General features: G+C 67.5%; 19 protein-coding genes and 1 pseudogene. 13 read left to right on the forward strand and 7 right to left on the reverse strand.

The window, feature by feature from the left end:
- Positions 1-7 precede the first annotated feature (7 nt).
- The 6 genes and pseudogenes from VI123_RS09130 (at position 8) to VI123_RS09155 (ending at position 6,041) form a co-directional block, all read left to right on the forward strand.
- On the forward strand, positions 8-541 hold the full coding sequence (locus VI123_RS09130) for a DUF5815 family protein (protein ID WP_336337748.1): 534 nt from the start codon (positions 8-10) through the stop codon (positions 539-541).
- Positions 542-585: 44 nt separating this feature from the next.
- The gene (locus VI123_RS09135) at positions 586-1,365 is read left to right on the forward strand and encodes a hypothetical protein (protein ID WP_336337749.1); all 780 of its coding nucleotides are present in this window, start codon (positions 586-588) and stop codon (positions 1,363-1,365) included.
- A gap of 68 nt (positions 1,366-1,433) precedes the next feature.
- Positions 1,434-1,664 (forward strand): hypothetical protein, encoded by a 231-nt coding sequence (locus tag VI123_RS09140; protein WP_336337750.1) that lies wholly within the window; start codon positions 1,434-1,436, stop codon positions 1,662-1,664.
- A gap of 141 nt (positions 1,665-1,805) precedes the next feature.
- A complete protein-coding gene (gene carB / locus VI123_RS09145) occupies positions 1,806-5,057 on the forward strand; it encodes a carbamoyl-phosphate synthase large subunit (RefSeq protein ID WP_336337751.1) in 3,252 nt (1,083 codons plus the stop codon).
- Positions 5,058-5,060: 3 nt separating this feature from the next.
- Positions 5,061-5,225 (forward strand): annotated as a pseudogene (locus tag VI123_RS09150) (ATP-binding protein); the annotation flags it as partial.
- A 195-nt stretch (positions 5,226-5,420) separates the two neighbouring features.
- Positions 5,421-6,041, forward strand: a complete 621-nt coding sequence (locus VI123_RS09155) for a hypothetical protein (protein WP_336337752.1) — start codon at positions 5,421-5,423, stop codon at positions 6,039-6,041.
- A gap of 160 nt (positions 6,042-6,201) precedes the next feature.
- Here the strand turns inward: VI123_RS09155 and VI123_RS09160 are convergent, their stop codons facing one another.
- Positions 6,202-6,717: a hypothetical protein gene (locus VI123_RS09160; RefSeq protein WP_336337753.1), complete on the reverse strand. Its 516-nt coding sequence runs from the start codon at positions 6,715-6,717 to the stop codon at positions 6,202-6,204.
- Between the two features lie 543 nt (positions 6,718-7,260).
- On the reverse strand, positions 7,261-8,307 hold the full coding sequence (carA, locus tag VI123_RS09165; RefSeq protein ID WP_336337754.1) for a glutamine-hydrolyzing carbamoyl-phosphate synthase small subunit: 1,047 nt from the start codon (positions 8,305-8,307) through the stop codon (positions 7,261-7,263).
- 102 nt (positions 8,308-8,409) lie between these two features.
- Here carA and VI123_RS09170 point away from each other — a divergent pair, with 102 nt between their 5' ends.
- The 4 genes from VI123_RS09170 to VI123_RS09185 all read left to right on the forward strand — a co-directional run bounded on the left by VI123_RS09170 (position 8,410) and on the right by VI123_RS09185 (position 12,574).
- Positions 8,410-8,823, forward strand: a complete 414-nt coding sequence (locus VI123_RS09170) for an Lrp/AsnC family transcriptional regulator (RefSeq protein WP_336337755.1) — start codon at positions 8,410-8,412, stop codon at positions 8,821-8,823.
- Between the two features lie 142 nt (positions 8,824-8,965).
- The gene (locus tag VI123_RS09175) at positions 8,966-10,420 is read left to right on the forward strand and encodes an ATP-binding protein (RefSeq protein WP_336337756.1); all 1,455 of its coding nucleotides are present in this window, start codon (positions 8,966-8,968) and stop codon (positions 10,418-10,420) included.
- Positions 10,421-10,511: 91 nt separating this feature from the next.
- Entirely contained in the window at positions 10,512-11,387 is an 876-nt protein-coding gene (locus tag VI123_RS09180) for a mechanosensitive ion channel family protein (protein ID WP_336337757.1), read from the forward strand.
- Positions 11,388-11,473: 86 nt separating this feature from the next.
- On the forward strand, positions 11,474-12,574 hold the full coding sequence (locus VI123_RS09185) for an AI-2E family transporter (protein ID WP_336337758.1): 1,101 nt from the start codon (positions 11,474-11,476) through the stop codon (positions 12,572-12,574).
- Between the two features lie 23 nt (positions 12,575-12,597).
- On the opposite strand, the gene VI123_RS09190 is transcribed toward VI123_RS09185, so the two are convergent.
- The 3 genes from VI123_RS09190 to btuC form a co-directional block, all read right to left on the reverse strand.
- On the reverse strand, positions 12,598-15,003 hold the full coding sequence (locus tag VI123_RS09190; RefSeq protein WP_336337759.1) for a DEAD/DEAH box helicase: 2,406 nt from the start codon (positions 15,001-15,003) through the stop codon (positions 12,598-12,600).
- A gap of 74 nt (positions 15,004-15,077) precedes the next feature.
- Positions 15,078-16,292 carry an ATP-binding cassette domain-containing protein gene (locus tag VI123_RS09195; protein WP_336338264.1) on the reverse strand — a complete coding sequence of 405 codons (1,215 nt, stop codon included), beginning with the start codon at positions 16,290-16,292 and terminating at the stop codon, positions 15,078-15,080.
- Positions 16,293-16,321: 29 nt separating this feature from the next.
- On the reverse strand, positions 16,322-17,392 hold the full coding sequence (gene btuC / locus VI123_RS09200) for a vitamin B12 ABC transporter permease BtuC (protein WP_336337760.1): 1,071 nt from the start codon (positions 17,390-17,392) through the stop codon (positions 16,322-16,324).
- Between the two features lie 58 nt (positions 17,393-17,450).
- Between btuC and VI123_RS09205 the strand changes: the two genes are divergently transcribed.
- From VI123_RS09205 to VI123_RS09215, 3 genes are all read left to right on the forward strand, one after another.
- The gene (locus VI123_RS09205) at positions 17,451-18,542 is read left to right on the forward strand and encodes a PGF-CTERM-anchored ABC transporter substrate-binding protein (RefSeq protein WP_336337761.1); all 1,092 of its coding nucleotides are present in this window, start codon (positions 17,451-17,453) and stop codon (positions 18,540-18,542) included.
- A 2-nt stretch (positions 18,543-18,544) separates the two neighbouring features.
- Complete coding sequence (locus VI123_RS09210) at positions 18,545-19,273, forward strand: 5-formyltetrahydrofolate cyclo-ligase (protein ID WP_336337762.1); 729 nt, start codon at positions 18,545-18,547, stop codon at positions 19,271-19,273.
- A gap of 83 nt (positions 19,274-19,356) precedes the next feature.
- The gene (locus tag VI123_RS09215; RefSeq protein ID WP_336337763.1) at positions 19,357-21,276 is read left to right on the forward strand and encodes a hybrid sensor histidine kinase/response regulator; all 1,920 of its coding nucleotides are present in this window, start codon (positions 19,357-19,359) and stop codon (positions 21,274-21,276) included.
- Here the strand turns inward: VI123_RS09215 and VI123_RS09220 are convergent.
- The gene (locus tag VI123_RS09220; protein WP_336337764.1) at positions 21,264-22,673 is read right to left on the reverse strand and encodes a dihydrolipoyl dehydrogenase family protein; all 1,410 of its coding nucleotides are present in this window, start codon (positions 22,671-22,673) and stop codon (positions 21,264-21,266) included. The genes VI123_RS09215 and VI123_RS09220 overlap by 13 nt on opposite strands.
- 75 nt (positions 22,674-22,748) lie before the next feature.
- A complete protein-coding gene (locus VI123_RS09225) occupies positions 22,749-25,265 on the reverse strand; it encodes an efflux RND transporter permease subunit (RefSeq protein WP_336337765.1) in 2,517 nt (838 codons plus the stop codon).
- Positions 25,266-25,267 lie beyond the last annotated feature (2 nt).

Raw genomic sequence — 25,267 nt, forward strand, 5'->3', positions numbered from 1 at the left:
GCGAGTAATGGCTGAACCGCGCGTGCCCGGCGGGCGCGAGTCCGAACTCGAACTGCCCTGTGGCGACCGCGTCGACACGCACGACCTCCATCTGGGGATGCGGGAGTTCGTCTGTGACTGCGGGAAGACCCACGCCGTCGTCCTCGACCCGCACCCGCTGGCACGCTTCGTCCCGGAGTTTCTCACCGAGGTGCTGCACGCGACCATCGAGACCAACGACGACTACGAGGAGTTCACCACCGTCCACCTGATGGGCGTCGTGATGGAGGAGTTCCCCGAAAAGGTCGTCGCCGCCGACACCAGCGAGGACGGGTCCGTCGGGTTCTCGCTGGCGTGGGTGAGCGACTTCGACTCCCGCCGGCTGCACGAAATCGTCGTCGAACTGCTGGTGGAACTGATGGAACACGCGATCAGCCACGCCGAGGACGACGACGTGATGGCGGAGTTCGAGGAGCAGATGCTCCAGTTCGACGTCGACGCGTTCGTCGAGCAGTACCGCGATGAGCGGGACTTCGACGGGCGGTCGGACACCGCCATCTGAGGCGGCCACCCGGTACTTAGTTGCTCCGACCCCCACAGTGACACATGGCGGGTCGCGTGGCGGTCCTACTCTTGCTCTCCCTCTCTGCGGGCTGTGGAGCCTTCGGCGGCGCGGAGCGACAGACTGTGACCCCGGTTCCGGTCCCCGAGGCGGCACAGGACAGCCGGGTCGAACCCGCGGTCTCCGGGGGCGCTGTCGACGCCAGGCGACTCGCGGCGGCCCACCGGCGCGCGACGCGGAACCGCTCGTACGTGCTGGGGATGCGGCTCTCGCTCGAATGGGGCACGCAGGTCGTCTCCCTCGTCGTCGAAGACCGGTATCGCTACCAGTACCGGACCGAAATCGTCGGCCAGCAGTACACGAAGCGGGTGTACGCCGACGGCGACCGGCGGTTCGTCTACGACGAGCGAGCACAGGGGGCCTGGACGACGACGGGGCGGCCGGCCCCGGTCGACGAGTGGCTCGATCCCGACCCCGCCCGGCTGGTCGAGGCGTACCTCGCGACGAACGTCAGCGTCGACCGGCCCAGAGACGGCTGTGATACCTGTCCCGTGGTACTCACGGCGACGGAACCGCCGGCGGCGTTCGAACCGGCCGACGACTACAGCGTCCGGGCGGCGGTCCGGCCGGGCGGCCTCGTCGAGTCGCTCACCGTCTCGTACTGGGACCGCTCCAGGAGCGCCCTGGTCGACTACGAAATCCGGTACTCCGCGGTCGACGACACGACCGTCTCCCGACCAGGGTGGGTCCGACGGCACTGGGCGAACGCGACAGACAGCGACCCCGCGCTGTCCGACAGCCACCGCCGCGACGCCGTCGGCTGATTTCCCGAAATCAGCCGTCTGACTGCTGTCTGACGGTGTTATATGGTGGATGCGGTGTTGTATTCTGTATGGCTATGCGCGAGGGGGAGTTCGAGCGCATCCTGACAGTGCTCGAAGAAGCCGACGCCGACGGCACGCTGACGGCCCGCGAGATATGTGACCTGCTCGAAGAGCACGACGAGCCGTTCGGGAGCGCCCACCGCGTAGCGACCGTCCTCGGTCGCCGTGCCCAGGCCGGCGAAATCGAGGTCATCCAGGACCAGCCCTATCGGTATCGTATCCCCGACCGCGAGGGGTGACGGTTTCCGGGGCCGCTGGCCGCGACGAGCGGATGACACAGCCTCCCGTGTGACGGCCCCCCATTACGATATTCGAAATTAGACTTCGAGCTTCGCATCCTTTCGCCGGGCTTATTACGATGTGTAGACTCCGCTCGTACAATGACAGCGGACGAGGACCGTACCATCCTGCTCATCGGCAGCGGCCCGATAAAAATCGGCCAGGCGGCCGAGTTCGACTACTCCGGCGCACAGGCGTGTCGCGCCCTCCAGGAGGAGGGGGCCCGCGTCGTGCTCGTGAACTCGAACCCGGCGACGATTATGACCGACCCGGAGATGGCGGACAAGGTGTACCTCGAACCCATCAACACCGAAGCCATCTCGGAGATTATCCGGAAGGAGGACCCCGACGGGGTCATCGCCGGCCTGGGCGGCCAGACCGGTCTGAACGTCACGGCCGAACTCGCCGAAGAGGGCGTCCTCGACGAATTCGACGTGGACGTGATGGGGACGCCGCTCGACACCATCTACGCGACGGAGGACCGCGACCTGTTCAAACAGCGGATGGAGGACATCGGCGAACCGGTGCCCCGCTCGACGACCATCACGCTCGACGAGGGCGAGTCGGTCACCGACCTGGACGAGGAATCGCTGGTCGACCGCGTCGAGGCCGCCGTCGACGAGGTCGGCGGGCTCCCCGTCATCGCACGCACGACGTACACGCTGGGCGGCTCCGGCTCCGGCGTCGTCGACGAGATGGACGAACTCATCGAACGCGTCCGCAAGGGTCTGCGCCTCTCGCGCAACAACGAGGTGCTCATCACCGAGTCCATCTCCGGCTGGGTCGAACTCGAATACGAGGTGATGCGCGACGCCGACGACTCCTGTATCATCATCTGCAACATGGAGAACATCGACCCGATGGGCATCCACACCGGGGAGTCGACCGTCGTCACGCCCTCGCAGGTCATCCCCGACGAGGGCCACCAGGAGATGCGCGACTCCGCGCTGAAGGTCATCCGCGACCTGGGCATCCAGGGCGGCTGTAACATCCAGTTCGCCTGGCACGACGACGGCACCCCCGGCGGCGAGTACCGCGTCGTCGAGGTCAACCCCCGCGTCTCCCGCTCCTCGGCGCTGGCCTCGAAGGCGACCGGCTACCCCATCGCCCGCGTCACCGCGAAGGTCGCGCTCGGCAAGCGCCTCCACGAAATCGAGAACGAGATTACCGGCGAGACGACGGCGGCGTTCGAGCCGGCCATCGACTACGTCGTGACGAAGGTGCCACGCTGGCCCATCGACAAGTTCCAGGACACCGAGTTCGAGCTCTCGACGGCGATGAAATCGACCGGCGAGGCGATGTCCATCGGGCGGACCTTCCCCGAGAGCCTGCTGAAGGCGCTCCGCTCCTCGGAGTACAACCCGGCCGCGGACTTCAACGACATCGACGACGCGGAGCTGGAGACGGAGTACCTCGAAAAGCCGACGCCGGACCGCCCGTACGCGATGTTCGAGGCGTTCTGCCGCGGCTACACCGTCGAGGAAGTCGTCGACATCACCGACATCAAGGCGTGGTACGTCGAGCGGTTCAAGGAGGTCGCCGACGCCGCCGAGGCCGCCCGCGAGGGCGACTACGAGACGGCCGCACAGGCCGGCTTCACCGACCAGGAGATAACCGCGCTGGCCGGCGGCGAGTTCAACGACACGCACGTCTCCTGGCTCCCGGCCGACCTCGACGGGGACGGCGGCGACGAGGCGGAAGTCGAGGCTGCGACGGACGGCTCCGGCGTCACGGTGGACTCCGTCGAGACCGACACCACCGACCGCGACTTCAAGCTCGTCGACACCTGCGCCGGCGAGTTCGAGGCGACGACGCCGTACTACTACTCGACGCGCGACCCGATCTCGGGCATCGACCGCAACGAACTCCAGATAGACCCCGACCTGGAGAGCGTCGTCGTCGTCGGCGGCGGCCCCATCCGCATCGGACAGGGCGTGGAGTTCGACTACTGTTCGGTCCACGCCGTCCGCGCGCTGGAGGAACTGGGCATCGACGCCCACGTCGTCAACAACAACCCCGAGACGGTGTCGACCGACTACGACACCTCCGACGGCCTGTTCTTCGAGCCGGTCACCGCCGAGGAGGTCGCCGACGTCATCGAGGCGACCAACGCCGACGGCGTGATGGTCCAGTTCGGCGGCCAGACCTCCGTCGACATCGGCCACCCGCTCGAACAGGAACTGCAGCGCCGCGACCTCGACTGTGAGATTATGGGCACGTCCGTCGACGCGATGGACCTCGCCGAGGACCGCGACCGCTTCAACAAGCTGATGGACGAACTCGGCATCGCACAGGCCGAGGGCGGCTCCGCGACCTCCAAGGAAGAGGCCCTCGACCTGGCCCACGACATCGGCTACCCCGTCCTCGTGCGCCCGAGCTACGTGCTCGGCGGCCGCGCGATGGACGTGGTGTACAACGACGACGACCTCGAGACCTACATCGAGGAGGCCGTCCGCGTCTCGCCGGACAAGCCCATCCTCGTCGACGAGTTCCTCGCCGACGCCGTGGAACTGGACGTCGACGCCGTCGCCGACGAGGACGACATCCTCATCGGCGGCGTGATGGAACACGTCGAGACCGCCGGCGTCCACTCCGGTGACTCGGCCTGCATGATTCCGCCCCGCTCCCAGGAAATCAAGGCCGTGATGCCCCGCATCCGCGAGGTCGTCGAGGACATCGCCGACGCGCTCGACACGGTCGGCCTGCTGAACGTCCAGCTGGCGGTGCGTGACGGCGAGGTGTTCGTCCTCGAAGCGAACCCGCGCTCCTCGCGGACTGTGCCGTTCATCTCCAAGACCGCCGGCGTCCCAATCGCCAAAATCGCCGCCAAGGTGATGTCCGGCGCGTCGCTGTCCGACCTCGACGTCCAGGAGCAGATTCCCGAGCAGGTCTCTGTCAAGGAGGTCGTCCTGCCGTTCGACCGCCTGCCGGGCTCGGACCCGCGTCTCGGCCCGGAGATGAAGTCCACCGGCGAGGTCATGGGCACCGCCGGCTCCTTCGGCAAGGCCTACCAGAAGGCCCAGATGGCCGTCGGCAAGCCGATTCCGCTCTCCGGTACGGCCATCGTCGACCTGCCCATCCTCGGCTTCGAGGAGCACTTCGACGTGCAGGACTTCGACGACTACGAGGACACCGACGCCATCATCGAGGCCATCCAGAGCGGCGAGGTCGACCTCGTCGTCTCCCGTAACCGCGACGTGCTGGAGGCCTGCGTCGAGGAGACCGTGACGTACTTCTCGACCCGCGAGAGCGCCGAGGCGGCGCTGGAGGCTATCAACTCCGCCGACCAGCCACTCGCCGTCCAGGCCATCGACGAACGGCCAAAGACCCAGCGCGAGTGGGGCAGCGAGTAACGCGAGGCGGTGTTCGAGAGCGGGTACACCACCACCGACGGCGGCACCGGGTTCGGTCTCGCCATCGTCAAGGAGATAGCGGCGGCCCACGACTGGTCCGTGTCGGTGACCGAGAGCGACGCCGGCGGCGCGCGGTTCGAGTTCACGGGCGTCGACCGGGGGTGCTGAGGCCCTCCCGTCTTCGGCTTACAAGTCCGGACCGTTCGGTCGGGAGAGTGCCGACTGAACGTAACTGGCTGCGTCTCGGTGTCCGTCTGTTTTCTTCTGGGACAATAATGGCACGTTCGTAACACTCATTTCCAGGCGCTGTGGCACTACCTGTATGGATAGCGTTGAAACTGCTGTCGCCGCCTCGGGACCCCGATGATAGAGGACATCACCCGACGGGCGGAGACAGTCGCGGAGATGGCTCCCAGTAGCTCGGTGACCACGGCGGTTCTCGCCGGGCACGCGAGCCGCTTCTCGGCACACCCGCCGCTGAACGACCCGCCGCTGACGTACCTCGACGGCGCTGAGGCCCCGGCGTACCTCCTGACGAACGGGAAACGCGGCATCGGGCGCGGGACGAAACGCAAGACCGAGTCCCCCGTCGGCGACCGCCGCACCGTCATCATGGTCACCGGCCGCCGGACGCTCTGTCTCATCGGGAAAGACGAGGACGACGAGGTCATCGAGGTCCCCCACGAGTCGGTCGCCGACGTCACCACCAAGACCGGGTTTCGCGCACACCGGCTCGCGCTCCGGACGCCGCGGAAGATGTATCACTGCTGGGTCCACCGCAAGACCGACACCGAGACGCTCGAAGCGGCCGCCGAGTTCATCGAGAACCACCAGCAGGAGACGCCCGACGCAATCGACGGCGACGACACCGCCAACCGGGTGATGTACCGCGGCCGTCCCGTCGCGCCACAGGACACCCCGGAAGAGACGGACAGCGACCAGACCACGTACTACCGCGGCCAGCCAATCGACGACGGCGACTGAGTTACGCGGCGTACTGCGCTACTGCTGTTCCGAGAGCCGCGTTTCGCGTGCCCCCTCGCTTCGCTCGGACTCCCTCCTCACGGTTCGTCAGTTGTCGTGAATACGGTTTCTTTATTCGTTAGACTGGCTGAAAGCCTTGCTCAATACACTTGCAAGCCTTTCAGGACACCCCATTCTCGGTCCGCCCCTCCTCCTTGATGTCTTCCAATTCATCTGTGCTGAGGAATGCACTACGAACCGCTGGATCAAGCGATTCTTTTAGTTCAGAAGCGGTCGTCGTGGGGAGCCAGTAGTGCTGAAGAGACCCATCATAGCGAGCGGCGATACCGTAGCCATCAGTATCGACGAACAGCGCGTGATGGAGCCCAGGCGTGTACGCCGAAAGAATGGCGTCAACGACATCTGGTGACGACGCAGCCTGCCCGTTGATGTGTCCGTCAGTAATCGTGAACCCTGCCTCACGGAGTGTTTCCAATGAACTGTCTTCTGCTCCTCCCGACTTCATCAGTGAAACCGTTCCCTGTATTCTGATTTCGTTCACTTGACGAGGACTGATCGCAAGCACCTGCCGAGTCAGCGAGCGAGCGACATCCTGGTACTCGTGTTCGGTCATTCGGGGACGGTAGAGGTAGTATTCAGTCTCGTCTGACGGCCCCGTCACGGATAGTTCGCTCATTAGCTTCTCCTCGCCCGTACGTATCTCCACTCTATAACGTTACACCCACACTCTGTACTTACCGAAGTGATTCATCGCATTAAAGCCAGTTCTCACCGATTGATTTGTGGTGAAACAGCCGTTAGATGGGTGTGCGTATTCATCATCCCCAGTATTTTTGTAAGGATAGCCCATATATGTCTTTCAGCAGCATGTATTCCATTCTACAAATTGGGCTTGAAGGGTCTAGAAGCCCGGTCGACTTCCTTTTGGCCGTGGTAATCTGGGTCGGTGTTTTCGTCGTCGTGCTTATTCTCGGCAAGTTAGTTAATTCCCATATTTGAAATGAATATTATTGACATCTGGTAAAGGTAGATTGGTAGATTCACCCTCTGTACTGACCAGAAGGCCCACGAATAGAACTGCCGTATTCACAACCACTGTTATCACTCACCGTTCGGATATCTGGAGACCCCTCGCTACGCTTGGGCTCTCCCTGATCACGGCTCGCTATCGCTCGCCGTTCGCAACAAAACGATGCCTCTCACTCCGTTCGAGTCCTCGCTACTCTCCAGCCATCCCCAGCACGTCGTCGAAGAAGCCCAGCGAGTCGTGCGGACCGGGGTTGGCCTCGGGGTGGTACTGGCGCGTGATGATGTTCAGGTCGTCGTTCTCCAGTCCCTCCGGCGTATCGTCGTTGACGTTGACCTGGGTCACGTCCAGTTTGTCGCCGGGGTCGGCGACGGTGTAGCCGTGGTTCTGGGTCGTCATCACGACCTGGTTCGAGCGCAGGTCGCGGACGGGCTGATTGACGCCGCGGTGGCCGAACTCCATCTTCTCGGTCTCGCCGCCGAGCGCGTTGGCGACGACCTGCTGGCCGAGGCAGATGCCCGCGAGCGGCACGTCGCCGACGTAGGTCTCGACGAGGTCGCCGGCCTGCTCGAAGTTCTGGGGGTCACCTGGGCCGTTCGAGATGAACAGCAGGTCCGGGTCGACGGCGGCCACGTCGTCCTCGCTGGCGTCGTACGGGAAGACGTGGACTTCGGCGTCGCGTTCGACCAGCGAGTCGACGATAGAGCCCTTCGCGCCGCAGTCGACGAGCGCGACCGTCGCGCCGTCGCCGCCCTCGTTGTGGACCTCCACCTCGTCGACGGAGACCTGCGCGCCGATGTCGGTGTGGTCGGACATGTGCTTGCACTCGTGGAGTTCGTCGAGCGCGTCCTGCTCGGTCACGTCCGGGCCGGCGGCGATGCCGCACTTCATCGCCCCCTCGTCCCGGATTTCGGTGACGATGTCGCGCGTGTCGAGGTGGTCGACGGCGGGGACGCCCTCGGATTCCAGCCACTCGGCCACGTCGTCGGTCATCTCGCGGGCGACGGCCGCACGCGGGTGCACGCGGTCGGACTCGAAGCGCTCCTCCCGGACGCCGTAGTTCCCGATGAGCGGGTACGAGAACGTCAGGACCTGCTCCTCGTAGGACGGATCGGTGAGACTCTCCTCGTAGCCGGTGTACGCCGTTGTAAATACCAGTTCGCCGCGAGCGGTGCCGGGAGCGCGAGCGCGCGCTTCGATGACGCGGTCACCCTCCAGGGCCACGTATGCATCAGCCATTACGAGATGCGTATACTACAGTCGGCCATAAGGGTTGCTTTCGAAGACGAATTTCGAATTTCGTAATCCTCAAGTCACGACCGGTGGTACCGTCACATCTCGATGGACGACCTCGACAGAGAGATACTCTCGATACTCCGCCGGGACGCTCGGACCCCGTACACGGAAATCGCAGACCGAGTCGGAACGTCGGAAGGGACCGTACGGAACCGCGTCGAGCGCCTCGTCGACGACGGCGTCATCGAGCGCTTCACCGTCGCGACGCGGACCGGCAACGTGAAAGCGATGATCGAGGTCAGCGTCGACGTGAACGTCGACACCGCCGAGGTCTCGGACCGCATCGCCGAGTGGCAGGAGGTCGACTTCGTCTGGCAGGTCTCCGGGGAGGAGGACATCGTCGTCGTCGTCGACGCGGCCGACACCGACGCCGTCAACGAACTCATCACCCAGGCGCGTGAACTGGAGGAGGTCGTGGGCACGAAGACGAGGTTGATTCTGAACGAGCGCGTCGGGTGACGTCCGGCAGCGCCGCGTGCGAACCGACGGCGTCGAACCGGACTCGGCCTCGTTTCAGATGGCCCCCAGTGGGCGCTCGCTTCCCGACCACGGTCGATACCGAGAGCGATGTCTTAAGACCACGCACCATCACATCGGTAACATGTCCAGTCCGACCGATAGCTCCCAGCGCCACGTTCTCTGTCTACCGGCCGAACAGGACTGGAACGTCACAGCCGAGGCACTCAGCCAGCACCTTCCAGGGGCCACAGTCGAAATCGTCGACACGCTCGCCGAGGCACAGGCCCGCCGTTCGGAAACGGTCGACTGCTTGATTTCGGGGTTCGAGGTTCCCGGTGGCACCGCCGTCGACCTCTTCGACGGAGCGGCGACCGACCATCCCGACCCGCCGGTGGTCCTCGTCGCTGATGCGAGCGACGGCACCGTCCCGGTCTGCGCCGTGTCGGAACCCTTCGCCGACGTGGTCCCCGTCACCGGCGACGTGGACGCGGCCGAGCTTGCCGAGGTCGTCGACGGGGTGCTGCCGAAGACCACCGACCCGGACATCGCCGCTCTCCCCCTGCCCGACTCGCGGGCGATGAACGACTGGAAGGCCGACATTTTCGACCAGTTGTTCACCGAGATTCCCCTGCACATGTTCGTCAAGGACGCCAGGGCTCGGCACGTCGTCGTGAGCGAGAGCGCAGTCGACCACCGGATTCACCGGCAGAGCGACGCGTACCTCGGTCGGCGGGACATCGACGGCATCGTCCCCGACGCAGAGGCGGCAGAACCGTACGAGGACGACATCGCGGTCATCGAGTCCGGTGCGCGGATTCACAACAAAGTGGAGTACTACGCGGAGAGCGAGCGGTGGTTTCTGACCTCGAAAGTACCGTGGGAGAGCGAGACGGGCCAGTCGCTCGGTGTTCTCGGTATCGCGCAGGAGATTACCGACCGGAAGGAGCGCGAGCGGCAGTTAGGGATTATCAACCACCTCCTTCGCCACAACCTGCGAAACAAACTCAACGTCATCAGCGGCCGGGCCGAGTACCTCCGCGACAACATGGACGCCGCTTCCGAGGAAGTCGACTGTATCCTGAACGCCGCCGCGGAGCTGATAGAGCAACTGGACAAGCAACAGACGATACTTGACATCATGGTGGGCGAACCGGACCCCCATCCGGTCGACCTCTCGACGACGCTCCGGTCGGAACTCGAACTGCTCGCCCGGCGCTACCCGGACGCGACTATCGACTCGGACGTCGAAGACGGAGTGGTCGGGTCCGCTACGGAGAATATCTCACACGCCGTCGCGGAACTGGTCGAGAACGCGGTCGTCCACAGCGACCGTTCCGAACCCCGAGTCGAGGTAACGCTGGAAAAACGCGACGACGAAGTGGCGTTGCGCGTCGCCGACGAGTGTGCCCCCATTCCGCAGTTCGAGGTAGCGATACTGACCGGTCGGCAGTCGGCCGACCAACTGCGCCACAGCACTGGGCTGGGACTGTGGATCACCCGATGGGTGGTAAAGCACGCCGACGGCACGGTCAGTTTCGACCGAATCGACGGCGGGAACGAGGTGACGGTGACGGTCCCGACGGCGACGTCATCGTGACCACACCGCCACCCGTGGCTGCCGTCGGACACGGGACCCGCGACAGTTCTGACAGCCAGCGTTTACGGTACCGCCGACAGTAGGGGCGTGTATGCAGGCCACCGACCCGTTCTCGGGCGACCTCGCCTCGACGTACGCGCAGCTCGCGGAGGACGGCGCGCAGTTTCTCGTCGTCGGAGCGGCCCTCTACTTTCTGGGGCGGCTCCTCGTCGTCCCGGCCATCCGCTGGGGACTGGAGCGGTCGCGGATCGACCGGACGCTCGAGAGCGCGCTGGGTAGCGCCAGCCACCTCCTCGTCGTCGTCCTCGCGGTCGTCGTCGCGGCGAGCGTCGCTGGATTCCAGGGGACCCTCGCCGGGTCGACGCTCGTCGCGGCCGGCGTGACGGTCGCCGTCGGACTGGCCGCCCAGGACGTGCTGGGGAACTTCGTCTCGGGCGTGTTCATCGTCACCGACCCGGACCTGAACGTCGGCGACACCATCGAGTGGAACGGCAAGCGCGGCGTCGTCGTCGACATCGACCTCCGGGTCACGCGGGTCCGGACGCCGGACAACGAGCGGGTCATCGTCCCGAACACCGACCTGGCGACGAGCGCGGTGACGAACCGGACCTCGACGGGACCCATCGGCATCTCATACGACTTCGGCGTCGGCTACGACGCCGACCTCGACGAAGTGGAGGCCATCATCAAGAACGTCGCCCGCGACATCGACCACGTCGCCGAGAAGCCCGAACCGGTGGTCGGGGTCGACGACCTCGCCGACACCGCCGTCGTGGTGACCGGGCGCATCTGGATTCCGAACAACCGCCGGAACCGACTGCCCAGCGTCCACTCGGCGTTCGTCCGCGGCGTCCACGAGGCCTGTCGCGCCGAGGGCATCGACCTCAGCGAGACGACCCAGCACTCGCTGTCGGGCGAAGTGGCGCTTCAGGACCCCGCAGAACCACTCGACGACCGCCCCGAGTGAGCATCGCTCGGGACGGCAGCCGCCCCGTTCCGTCGTCGACATCTCTGCGCCCGTACGTTTATATTTGCCCCTAAAATGGTACGTATATGGACGAGAACCGCCTTGTCGTTGCCCTCTTCGGTCTCGCCGTCGCGGTGGTGGTCGGCGCGCTCGCCTACCAGTTCGTCGCGGCGCTGACCGTCTCCGTGTTCCTCTACTACTCGACGCGACGGTACTACAGTTCGCTGCGCCGGCTCCGACTCCCGGCGCGGGTGCGCGCCGTCGTCGTCATGGCGTCGCTGGTGATTCCCCTCCTGTTGCTCGTCAGCTACGCGACCGTCCTCCTGGTCGTCGAGGCCCGGCAGTTCGTCACGCAGTACGCGCTCGTCGACGCGGCCGCGGTGCACGTCTCCTGGCTGGACGGGGCGGAGTCGGTGCCGGACCTCACGGTCGAGGGGCTGTACAGCGCCTACCAGTCGGGACGGCTCTCCCCGTTCGTCGATTTCCTCGGCCAGCACGCCATGGTGCTCACCTCGGTCGTCTCCGAGTTCGTCCTCAATCTGTTCGTCACGACCATCGTCACGTACTACCTCCTGGTCGACGGGCGGCGCATCCGCGAGTGGCTGCTCCGATTCGACGACGGGACCGTCATCCGCGAGTACCTCGAAGCCGTCGACGAGGAACTGGAGGCGGTGCTGTTCGGCAATCTCCTGAACGTGCTGGCCATCTCGCTCATCGCCATCGCCGCGTTCACCGGCTACAACACCGTGGCACCGGCGGCCGTCGAAGTCCCGTACCCGGCGCTCGCCGGCGCGCTGACCGGTATCGCGAGCCTGATTCCCGTCGTCGGGATGAAAGTCATCTACCTCCCGCTGACCGGCATCACCGCCCTCCCGGTCGTCCTCGACGGCCGGTCCTCGCTGCTCGTGTACGTGCTCGGGTTCCTCCTGCTCGCGGCGGTCGTCGTCGACACGGTTCCGGACCTGCTGCTCCGGCCGCTTCTCAGCGGCGAGAGCACCCACGTCGGTCTCCTGATGCTCGCGTACACGCTGGGGCCGGTCGTGCTGGGGTTCTACGGGCTCTTTTTCGCCCCGATACTGCTCGTCGTCGGGCTGACGTTCGCCAACACGGCGCTGCCCCGACTGCTCGGTGCGAGCGAACCGGACAGCCTGTCGCCGGACCAGATGCGGCTCAGCGACTTCCGGTAACGCCGCTTGGCACGCTCGCGTTCTCACTCCACCCCGTCGGTCGTCAGCCCGTCCAGCAGGTGTATCGCGCCGTGTTTGTCCAGCGGGTCGTTGGCGTTCCCGCAGTGAGGCGACTGTACGCAGGCCGGGCAGCCGTCGGCACAGTCACACGAGCGCAGCATCGAGAGCGTGGTGTCCATCAGCGGTCCGATGTCCCGATACCCGGCTCGCGTCAGGCCGATGCCGCCGGGGTAGCCGTCGTAGATGAATATCGTCGGCTCCCCGGTGTGGGGGTGGCGGGGCGTCGAGAGCCCGCCGATGTCGCCGCGGTCACAGAGGTACTCGAAGGGGAACATCGATATCATCGCGTGCTCGGCGGCGTGAATCGCACCCGGGAAGTCACCGGCCTCGCCGCCGTCCGCGGCCGTGTCGCCGGCACGACTGTCCCCGCGACCGCCGTCGGGCCCGTACTCGCCGCGGCGAATCTGGGCGTCCAGTTCCGACGGGACGGTGTGATACAGGGCCTTCGTCTCCAGCGTCGTCTCGGGCAGGTCGAGCGCGCGCTGGCCGAGAACCTCCCCCGATGAGCCGTCGCGGCGCTCGTAGCCGGTGATCTGCTTGCGCATCGTCACCGAGGCGAAGCGGACCGGAACGTCCTCGCGGGCCGGGAGACGCCGCTCGTCGAGGTCGGCCTCGACCGTGATGGTCTTGTCGTGCAGGACGCGCGTGAAGTAGTCCGCCCACGTGCGAGAGAGTTCGGCGACGCCGGTCGCGAGGTCCAGGTCGGTCACCTCGTAACGCCGGCCCTGGTGGTGGTATATCGCGCCGGGGTGGGCGTCGCGCAGCGCGTCCTCGAAAGGGAGCGTCGCGATCACGTCGCCTTTCGCCACCAATTTCACCTCGCGGTCGTCGACCGTGCGGAGGTTCATCTCGTGGTGGGGGCTGCCGGTGCCGAGCCAGCGGATGCCCTGGTCGGTCTGGCGGCGGTCGAGCGCGCCCGCGGACTCCAAGTCCGCGACCACGTCGGGGAAGCGCTCGCCGAAGTGGCGGTCGTCGTCGGGCGAGAGCCAGTTCTCGCAGGCCGCCGCGTGGACGTGGTCGGGGAGCAACTGCTCGTTTTCAGGGTTCGTCACGGCCTGCTCGGCCCCGGTCTCGAACAGCGCGTCGGGGTTGCGCAGGACGTACTGGTCGAGCTGGTCCTCGCCGCCGACGAGCGCGACGAGCGCCGGGTCGGTCCCGCGGCCGGCCCGTCCGGCCTGCTGGAACGCCCGCATCCGCGTGCCGGGGTAGCCGTCGAGCAGGACGGCGTCGAGACCGCCCACGTCGACGCCGAGTTCGAGCGCGCTGGTCGACCAGACGCCCTGGAGGTCGCCGGACTGGAGGCCGCGTTCCAGTTCGCGGCGCCGCTCGTCGGTCAGCGCGGCCTGGTACGCCCCGACGGCGTCGGCGAGGTCGTGGTGGCCGCGGTCGTGGAGTTCGTCGGCGCTGTCGCTGGCGTAGCGCTCGGCGGTCTGGCGCGACCCGGCGAAGACGACCGTCTGGAGCCCCCGCGACACGAGGTCGACGAACAGCCGCTTGGTCTCGACGTGGTTCGACCGGCGGCGGCCGCTCCCCCAGCCCGCGCCCTCGTACTCGGGGGGGTTCCACAGCAGCCAGTGGCGCGGGCCGCTGGCGCTCGCGTCCTCGTCGACCAGCGCGAACGACGATTCGGCCTGTCCGGTGACCGCCGCGGCGTGTTCGACCGGGTTCCCGATGGTCGCCGAACAACAGACCCACTCCGGACCGCCCGCGGTCCCGCCGTCGCTCCCCGCGTCGAAGCGCTCGGCGACCCGCTGGAGGCGGCGCATCACGAGCGAGACGTGGCTGCCGAAGACGCCGCGGTAGCCGTGGACCTCGTCGATAACGACGGTTTCGAGCCGCTGGAAGAACCAGTCCCACAGGCGGTAGGCGTGGGGGAGGATGCCGTAGTGAAGCATGTCCGGCGTCGTCAGCAGGACCGTCGGCTGGCGCTCCCTGATGGCCTCCTTCTCCGATTTGGACTGCCGACCGGTGTACTGCGCGACCGAGACGCCGGACGCGAAGCCGAGGCCCCGCGCCAGTTCCGAGAGTGTCTCCGTCTGGTCGTTGATGAGCGCGACCTGCGGGGCGACGTACAGCGCCGTCGCGCGCCGGTCGAGCGCTCGCTCGAACGCGGGGACGGTGTAGGCGAGGCTCTTGCCGCTGGCCGTCTCGGTCGCGAGCACGACGTTCTCGCCGCCGCGGACCGCCTCGATTGCCGCGACCTGGTGGGCGTAGAAGTCCTCGATCCCTTCGTCGGCGAGGACGCCGGCGAGGCGGTCGTGCACGTCGCAGTCGGCCGTCCGCCCGGACCGTCCGGGGATCGTCCGCTCGTCGACGATCTGGCCCTCGTAGTACGGGCGCTCGCGGAGCCACGCGATGGTGTCGTCCACGGGCGGGCTACGGGGACGAGAAGTATCGGTGTTGCTGTTTTCGACCCACGGATCGGCCGCTGACCGTCACCCGTTCAGTCGGTCGAGGACCGGCCGACCGGCGGGGCCGCGTCCGCCTGCCTGGGCGGTGGCAACGTCGCGACAGCGGTCGGGAGCGCGGCCAGCGGTATCGTGTCGCTGACGGTCTGTGAGTGGCCAGCGCCCCCCGTCTCGACGCCGAGGCGGACGCGGCCGGCCTCGACCACCGGCGCGTTCCCGTCGCCGACCGCCCCCGCGACCACGACGGCGTCGGCAGCCCGGGCGAGGGCGACCGCGCGCTCGCGGGCCGCGTCGTCGACGCCGGCGAACGCCGGGACCGTCACCGTTTCGCAACCGAGGTCGGCGGCCCGCTCGGCGGCCGCGTCGCCGGCCGGAACGACGCCGACGCTCACCCGGCAGTCGGCTCCGACCAGTCTCGCGACGGCGTCGGCCGCCGGTCCACCGGTCCCGACGACGTGGACGCGGCGGGCGACCGACTCGCGCTCGGCCAGCGGCGTCACCAGCGGCGCGTCGGTGCCCGGCTGGGTCGTCACCAGCGTCTCCGCGTCGAACGCGTCCCGGAGCGTCTCGCTTGTGAGCACGTCGGCGGGACGGCCCGCGGCGCGGACCGTGCCGTCGGCGAGCAACACCAGTTCGTCGCAGTACCGCGCCGCCAGATTGAGGTCGTGGATGGCGGCGACGGCCGTCTTCCCGTCGGCGACGAGCGAGCGCACCAGTTCGAGCGTCTGGACGGCGTGGTTGATATCCAGGTTCGCCGTCGGCTCGTCGAGCATGAGGACGGGCGTCTCCTGGGCCAGCGCGCGGGCCAGCAGGACGCGCTGGCGCTCGCCGCCGGAGAGGGAGGTGAACGCCCGGTCGGCGAACTGGTCGACGCTCGCGCGCTCCATCGCCCTCTCGACGGCGCTGTGGTCGCGCTCGCCCATCCGGTCGAAGCGACCGAGGTGGGGCGTCCGCCCCATCTCGACGGTCTGCCTGACCGTGAAGTCGAAAGAGAGGTCGGTGCCCTGGGGCGTGCTCGCGACCAGGCGGCCGACCGCCTTCGCCGAGCGGTCCGAGACCGCGTCGCCGTCGACGCGGACCGTCCCGTGGTCTGGAGCCAGCGTCCCCTTGACCGTCCGCAGGGCCGTCGTCTTGCCCGCGCCGTTGGGGCCGACGAGGCCGACGAACGTCCCGCGGTCCACCGCGAAGTCGACCCCCGAGAGCACGTGCTGGTCGCCGAACGTCACCGAGAGGTCGGACACGTCGAGCATCGGTCGACGGCGGTCTCGGGCGCGGTCGCTCACAGCTCTCGCACCTCCCGTTTGCGGAGCAGGTACAGGAAGAAGGGCGCGCCCAGCGCGGCGGTGACGATGCCGACCGGGACCTCGGCGCTGCCCGAGCGCGCGAGCGTGTCCGTCGCGACCAGGAAGGAGGCCCCCGCGAGCGCCGCCGTCGGGAGCAGTATCCGGTGGTCCGGGCCGACGAGCAGTCGCATGACGTGGGGGACGATGAGGCCGACGAAGCCGATGATTCCGGCGACGGCGACGCCCGCGGCGGTGACGACCGAGGACAGGGCGAGCAGGACCCGCTTGGTCCGCTCGACTTCGATGCCGAGGCTCTGGGCGTCCTCCTCGCCCAGCAGCATGACGTTCAGGTCGCGGGCGTAGGCCAGCAGGACGACGAACGGGACGGCGACCAGGAGGACGCTGGTGGTGACCTCGGGCCAGGACGCCCCCTTCAGGTGGCCCATCAGCCAGAACAGCGCCCGACGGATGCTCTCGCCGCTGTGGAGGAGCAGAAAGGAGACGACCGCGCCGAGGAACGTCTGGACGGCGACGCCGGCCAGCAGGAGCGTGGCGACGGGCGTCTCGCCGTTGCGCGTCGCGATGAGGTAGACGCCGAAGGCGGAGAGGATCGCCCCCGCGAAGGCCGCGCCGCGCAGGCCGAGACCGAGCGGAATCGCGACCGGCGCGACGATGTAGCCGACAGCACCGACCGCCGCGCCGGAGGAGACGCCGATGATGGAGGGGTCGGCCATCGGATTCCGGAAGATGCCCTGCATGATGGTGCCCGCGGCGGCGAGCGAGAAGCCGACCACAGCGCCGAGCAGGATGCGGGGCAGACGGACTTGCATGACGATTTGGGTCTGGAGGTCGGTGACGGGATAGACGAACAGGCGGGTCGTGGACACGTCGAGCGCGGGGCCGGAGAGGGAGACGCCGGTCGGGACGGCGACGGCGTTGAGCAGCACCTTCGCGACCGCGGCCGGCGGTATCCACACCGGGCCGATGCCGGCGCTAACCGTCACAACGACACCGAGGACGGCGGTGAGGCCGACCGACCACCCGACGGAACGCCCCGCGAAACGCATGTATGAAAGCCCAGTTGCAGTAGATAAGTATTTATTGCTCCTGGCACCCGCATAGACCATGCGACGCCTGTCTCTCGTCTGTGTCCTCGTCTTGCTCGCGGGCTCGATTGCGGCCCCGACCGCAGCGACGGCGACCACGCAGGCCGACGACTGCTCGTTCCCGGTGACCGTGACCGACGCGACCGGGACCGAGGTCACCATCGAGGAGCGCCCGGAGCGGGTCACGACGACGAACCCCTCGGCCGCCCAGACGATGTGGGAAATCGGCGGCCGGTCGCAGGTCGTCGGGCTGACCCAGTACGCCGGCTACCTGGACGGCGCTGAGAGCCGGGAAAACGTCTCGGCCAGTTTCGGCGTCAGCGTTGAGAGAGTCGTCGGGACCGAGCCGGACCTCGTGCTCGCCCCGAACGCCAGCGCCGGCGACGTGGCACCGCTCCGACAGGCCGGCCTGACGGTGTATCACTTCCGCGCCGCGACGACCGTCGACGACATCCGCGAGAAGACGACCACGACCGGTCGGCTGACCGGGAACTGCGACGGTGCGGCCGCGGCCAACGCCTGGATGGACGCGAACGTCGCGGCCGTCGACGAGGTGACCGCCGGCGTCGAGGACCGCCCGAAGGCGCTGTACCCGCTGGGGAGCGGCTACGTGGCCGCCGGGGACACGTTCATCAGTTCGCTCATCGACCTCGCCGGCGCGGAGAACGTCGCCGCGCGCAACCACACGGGGTACCCGCAACTCAGCGACGAAGTGATCCTGCGACTGGACCCCGAGGTGCTGTTCGTCACCGAGAACTCGGCGGGGATCGCGGCGACGGAACCGTACGCGAGCACCACCGCCGGCGAGCGAAACGCCACGGTGTCCCTGCTGGTCAGGAACCTCAATCAGCCCGCGCCCCGGAGCGTCGTCAACGTCGCGCACAACGCCACCGCACAGCTGTATCCCGACCGCTACGACGCCGACAGCTACGTCCCCCGGTCGGTGGCGACGCCGACCGAGACCCGGACGAGCGACCCGACGCCCGCGGACCACACGCCGAGCACGGACCAGCCCACGACGGCGGCCAGCGGCCCCGGCTTCACCGCCGTCGGGGCGCTCGTCGCACTGCTCGCGCTCCTCTGTGCGCTCGGGGTCCGACGGCGGGAGTAGCCGTGGACAAGCAAGCCATCCGAGAGCGGGTGTGGGACGCGCTGGAAGAGCGCGGCGTCGCCCGCTTTCCGTTCCCGCCACACGACCGGATTCCGAACTTCGCGGGCGCGGAGGCGGCCGCACAGCGCCTGACCGAGACACCGGTCTGGGACGCCGCCGAGACGGTGAAGGCGAACCCCGACGCGCCGCAGTTGGCGGTCCGACGGGCGGCGCTCCGGGCGGGCAAGACGGTGTACATGGCCGTGCCGCGCCTGCGAGACGAGCGGTGTTTCTACGAACTCGACCCCGCCGAACTGACCGACATCGAGGCCGCCCCGGCGGTGTCGAACGTCGCCGACCACGCGCGCCAGGTCGGGCCCGAGGCCGTCGGGACTGTCGACCTCGTCGTCTCGGGGTCGGTCGCGGTCACCGAAGACGGCGCGCGAATCGGCAAGGGCGAGGGGTACAGCGACCTCGAATACGCCGTCCTCCGGGAACTGGGGCTGGTCGACGACGACACGCCGGTCGCGACGACGGTCCACGAACTTCAGATTGTGGGCGGCCCTGAGGGTGTTGTCGACACCGCCGTGCCCGTCGACGACCACGACGTGCCGATGGACTGGGTCGTGACGCCGGACCGCACCGTCGAGACCGAGACGCCACACCCGCGACCGACTGGCGTCGACTGGGACGCGCTCTCGGCGGCCCGCGTCGACGAGATGCCGGTGCTTTCGACCCGCCGGCCCGACTGAATCGCACCCGCGACGGCGGGCCACCCGTGGTAGCGACTCCTTACTGGCGGTACAACTTTAGCCCCACACACCCTTGAACAGGTATGGATACACCCGTGGCCGCGTCGGACCGTCACGGGAGCGACGAAGCGGCCGGGCGGCTCCGTCTCCTCTACGTCGACCCTGACTGTGACGACGTCACTGCGGTCAGAGAGGCGCTGACCGAGAACACCGACGAGTTTACCCTGACGGTGTGTGAGACGGCGGACGACGCGCTCGAAGCCCTGGAGAGTGCGGCGTACGACTGCGTCGTCAGCGAGTACCGGCTGCCGGACCGCGACGGGGTCGAACTGCTTGAGTCCGTCCGAGAGCGGTCGCGTGACCTCCCCTTCCTCCTCTTTACCGACGACGGCGACGAACGCGTGGCCAGCGACGCGATTTCGGCCGGCGTCACGGACTACGTGACGAAGACGCCCCTCCCGGAACAGACGGAACGGCTCCGACAGCGCATCACGTCGGCCGTCACCCGCTACCAGGAGGAGGCGGACATCCTCGACCGGATGACCGACGCGTTCTTCGCGGTGGACGAGAACTGGGAGTTCACCTACGCCAACGAGCGCGGCCGGCGCGTCATCGGCCGCGCGATGGCGGAGGACGGGGAGACGTCGGGCCTGCTGGGGCGCAACGTCTGGGAGGCGGTCCCGTCCCTCGAGGGGACGGAGTTCAGCAAGCAGTACCGGAAGGCGATGGCCAACCAGGAGCCGACGTCGTTCGAGGCGTACTTCGAGCCGCTGCAGACCTGGTTCGAAGTGTCCGTGTACCCGTCGCCGACGGGTATCTCGGTGTACTTCCGGGACATCACCGAGCGCCACGAACGCGAGGAGGAGATACGCGAGCGAGAGCGGACGGTCAGGGAGGTCTACCGGGTCGTCTCCCGCAAGGACCTGGCGTTCGAGGAGAAGGTCGAGCGACTGCTCGAAATCGGCCAGAACGTCCTCGGGACGTCGACGGCCGCCCTCTCGCACATCGACGGCGACCGGTACGTCTTCGAAATCGTCCACGACCGGACGGGGGCCACCGAGGCGGGCGATACGGTCCCGCTGGAGGCGACGAACTGCGAGCGGGCCGTCGCCGAGGAGCAGACGCTGGTGCTCGCCGACGTCGCCGCGGACCGGCCGGACCTGACCGACAGGGCGGGGTACACGGAGATGGGCGTCTCCTGTTACCTCGGAACCCCGGTCGTTGTCGACGGGTCGGTGTACGGCACGTTCTGCTTCTACGGGACGGAACCCCGGGACTCCTTCTCGGAGTGGGAGGTCACGCTCGTCGAGTTGATGGGCAACTGGGTCAGCTACGAGCAGGAACGGGAACGTCGCGAGCGGGAACTCACCCGCGAGCGGAACCGGCTGGAGGAGTTCGCGAGCGTCGTCTCCCACGACCTCCGGAACCCGCTGAACGTCGCCTTCGGCCGCCTCGCGCTCATCGACGACGAGTACGACGGGGACCCGGACCACGTCGAGTCGCTCCGCCGCGCGCTCGAACGGATGGACGAACTCATCGACGACGTGCTCGCGCTCGCGCGCGGGGGCCACAAGGTCGTCGACGCGACCGACGGGTCGCTGGACGACATCATCACGGCCGCCTGGGACACCGTCGAGAGTTCGGACGCGACGCTCGAACGGACCGACACGGACGCGCAAATCACCGGCGACCAGACGCGCCTCCAGCAACTGTTCGAGAACCTCTTTCGAAACAGCGTGGAACACAGCGATGGCCCCGTAACCGTCAGCGTCGGAACCCTCTCGGGCGGGCGGGGGTTCTACGTGGCCGACGACGGCCCCGGCATCCCCGAGGACGAGCGCGAGGACGTGTTCGAACGCGGCTACACCACGAGCGACGAGGGGACCGGCTTCGGGCTGGCAATCGTCTCCGAAATCGTCGACGCACACGGTGGCCGCATCACCGTCGCGGAGAGCGAGGACGGCGGTGTCCGCTTCGACGTGACCGGGATTCAGGTCGACTGAAGCTCGTCGACGCAGTCCCGAATCAGCCCGTCGACGTTCTCCGGCAGCGTCGGGTGGTAGGCCCGGTCGGGCAGGTCACGCACGTCCAGCCCTAGCTCGACGACAATCTGGAACGTCTTGGCGAAACTGTCGGCGTGGTAGTGCATGCCTTGCCAGCCCAGCACCGTCCCGTCGTCGGCGTCGACGACGAGCTTCGCCAGCCCCTCGGGCACGTCCTTCGACTTGAACACGCCGTCGTCGCTGGCCTGGCGCGTCGCCGTGACCACGTCGTAGCCCGCCTCTCTCGCGGTCTGTTCGCTGTGGCCGACGCGGGCGAACGGGTAGACCCCGAGCCCGGAGAAGATGACGTGGTGGTGGACGTTCCGGTATTCTTCGAGGGTCCCGCCGGCTTCCTGCCGGAGGATGTTCTCGGCGGCGGTGAAGCCCTGCTCCTTGGCGACGTGGAGAATCGGCTCCTTCCCGTTGACGTCGCCGACGGCGTAGATGTGGTCGGCGTCGCGGGTCTGCATCGTGTCCCGCACCCAGTCGCCCACGACGGAGACGGGCGTGTTTTCGAGCCCCAGCCCCTCGACGGTCGGGCGGCGGCCGGTAAAGAGGAACAGCTGGTCGGCCTCGAAGGTCTCCTCGCGCCCGTCGTCGTACTCGACGGTGAGCCGGACGCCGCCGTCGTCGGTCTCCTCCAGGGCCTTCTCGTGGCAGTTCGTCGGGATGGTCACGTCCCAGTTGTCCTCGTAGATGTCCAGTGCCTCGTCGCCGAACTCCGGGTCGCCCTCGTCGATGGGCCGGTCGTCGTGTTCGACGACCGTGAGCTCCATCCCGCCGGCCTCGGCGAGGTACGGGACCAACTCCATCCCGATGTAGCCAAAGCCCATCACGATGCCGGAGTCGGGGAACTCCGTGGCGTCGAGCACCTGGTCGCTGGTCATGAAATCCACCCCGCCGATGCCGGGCGTGTCCGGGACGTTCACGCTGGAGCCGGTGGCGACGACGACGTAGTCGGCCTCGTGGTCCTCGCCGCCGGCCCGGACCGTGTGCTCGTCGACGAACGTCGCGGTGTCGTGGACGAAGGTCACGTCCTCGCGCTCGGCCATCTCGTGGATGGAGGCCCGCCGGTGGCCGGCCCAACCGAGGACGTGGTCGTCCTTGCGCTCGACGACCGCCTCCAGGTCGACCTCGGGAACGTCGCCGACGAGGCGCTCGTCGTGGCGCGCCTGAAACCGGTGTGCGGCCGCGGAGAGGACTTCCTTGGACGGCATGCAGCCCCGCAGGATACAGAGGCCGCCGCCGGGCTCGCCGTTGTCGATGAGCGTGAGTTCGATGTCCTCTTCCCCGACGAGTTCCCCGGCGACCGCGGCCCCGGCGCTCCCGTACGCGCCGATGATGACGACGTGAGTCATACTCGTGCTAGGACCGTGCCGTCAAATAAAGGCTTCAGTGGCGTGTCGGCGCCGGACACGACCGGTGTCGCGGCCTCAGTCGTCGCCGTCGACGGGCGCGGGCGGCCGCGACCGGCCGAACCCGACCAGGCCACTGACCGACCAGTCGGCGTTGAACACCCGGTCCCAGACGATGAGAGCGGAGGGAATCACGAGCAGCGAGGTGACGAAGGCGTACGCGACCGACAGCGCCGTCAGGATGCCGAACTGCCCGATTGCGGGGAACACGGCCAGTCCGAGCACGCCGATGCCGAACGTCGTCGTGAGCATGCTGCCCAACAGCGCGCCGCCCGTCCCACGAACGGTCCGGTCAAGCGCCGTTTCGAGGTCGTTCTCGTCGAGTTCGTCGGCGAACCGGTGGGTGACGTGGACCGAGTAGTCGACCCCCAGCCCGATGGTGATGGCAAGCATCGTCGCCGTGAGCGCGTTGAACGGGATGTTGAGAACCCGCATCGTCCCGCCGAGCCACGCCACCGTGACGACGACGGGGACGATGTTCACGAGGCCGAGCGACGGGCGGCCCTCCAGCATGTTGTAGACGAGGATGAGAAACACCGCCGCCCCGGCGAGCGCGATAGCCAGCGACTGAATCGCGGACTCAAGGATGAGGTCCGAGACGGCCTGGAACACGACGACCGACCCGGTCGCCGTCGCCTGGTACCGGAAGTCGCCGGCCACGTCCTGCGCGTCGGCGGTCACCTCGGCGTCGGTTGCGTCCGACTCGACCGTGTAGACGACGCGTGCGCTCCGGTAGTCCTCGGTGATGTAGTTCAGCGCCTCGCTTCGGGACGACGAGTCGAGCAGGTACTCGTATATCTCCCCGAGGTTGTCGTCCGGGACGCCGTTGTCGTTCCGGTCGTTGCGCTCGACCATCCGGCGGAACTCGGGGTCATCTGCTGCTCGGTCCTGGATGACGGTGATGATAGACGTGGAATCGGCGCGCCCGTCCTCGCGGATGAACGAGTCCGGCGGGTCGTTGCCCGCCCGGTACATCTGCTCTAACGCCGCGTCGTTCCGCATCGGCCCCTCTACGTATATTGTCGCCTGGCTGGACTGTGTCGTGTCGAACCGCTCGTCGAGGAAGTTCGTCACCTCCGTTACGGTGTACTCGCTGGGGGCGAACGGCTCCGGCAGGGCCTCGACGAAGTCAGGGTTCTCCTCGGGCGGCAGGAAGTCCTCCTGGCTGAACGACGTCGAGACGCCGGTGGCGTAGTAGCCGGCCCCGACCGTCGAGGCGAGGATGAGCACGAGGAAGAGTATCGGGGTCCGGTCCGCGATGACGACGCCGCCGCGCAACACGTCGCTGAGGGCGGAGTCCTCCGCGCCCAGCGGGGTCTCGCTGAACGTCGGGATTGGGTAGCGCTGCCGGAGCCGGTCCAGTTCCACCTTCGCGGCTGGCAGGAACACCCCGAAGATGAGGAACGTGAAGGTGATGCCGACGGAGGCGACGTAGCCGAAGTCCTGAATCGGCGGCAAGGCGCTCGTGAGGTTCGCGGCGAACCCGATGACCGTCGTCCCGGTGACGATGAAGAAGGCGACGAGCAGTTGGTCGGTCGTGATTCGCATCGACTGCTGTATCGACGTCCCGTCCTCGCGCTCCTCCCGGTATCGGTTGACCGCGTGGATGCCGAAGTCGATCCCGACGGCGAGTATCAGCGGCGGCACTGCGATGAGCATCTGCGAGAAGGGGATGCCGGCGAGCCCCATGAAGCCGAACGTCCAGACGACGGCCATAAACAGCGCCAGCAGGCCAAGCGCCATGTCCGCGAGGTCGCGGTAGGCAATCGTCAGGAAAAACAGGATGAAAAGCACCGCCGCGGGGACCGTCAGGATGAGCGAGTCGCCGACCACGTTCGAGAACTCCTCGGCGACGATACCGCTGCCGAACAGGGTGATGCTACCGTGGTCGGCGCTGGAGACGGTGAACCCCGCCTGTTGCTGGATGCTCGTCAGCGGGCTCGAACCGCCCTGGCCCGACCCGGAGGAGATGCCCGCCGGGACCTCGTGTGTGACGACGCCGATTGTCGCCGACGCCGAGGCGGCCCTGCGGTTGAAGTCCTTGCTCAGCAGCGACTCGAACCGGGTGTTTTGCTCCGCCGCACGCCTGACCGCGGCGTCGGTGTCGCTCGCCGTCGCGGACTCGACCGCGTATATCTGCTGTTCGGTCGTCGTCGCCTCGGTGTCCAGTTGCTGGGCGACGATGCTCGCGGCGCTGGACGTCGACGTGACGCGTAGCTCCGGGTGCTGTTCAAGCCGGTGCTGTGACCGCAGCATCCGCAACAGCGCCGGTTTCGAGAGCACGTTGTTGTTCTGCTGGATGAGCTGTGTGCTTCCCGTGTCCGGCGAGAACGGCGGGGAGAACTTGTCGTTGACCTCCTGAAGTGCCTCCTCGGCCGGCAGCCCGGTCGTGAACTGCGAGGTCCCGGAATTGGTCGAGACGCCGCCGAGGCCGGCGCTGAAGACCACCGTCACGACCAGGAAGGCGAGTACCACCTTCCGAGAGTCGTTGACGATGCGGTCGTCCGCCCAGTCGATGTAGCGCTGGTAGTCCATGC

This window comes from Haloarcula sp. DT43, from assembly GCF_037078405.1.
GTDB lineage: Archaea > Halobacteriota > Halobacteria > Halobacteriales > Haloarculaceae > Haloarcula > Haloarcula brevis.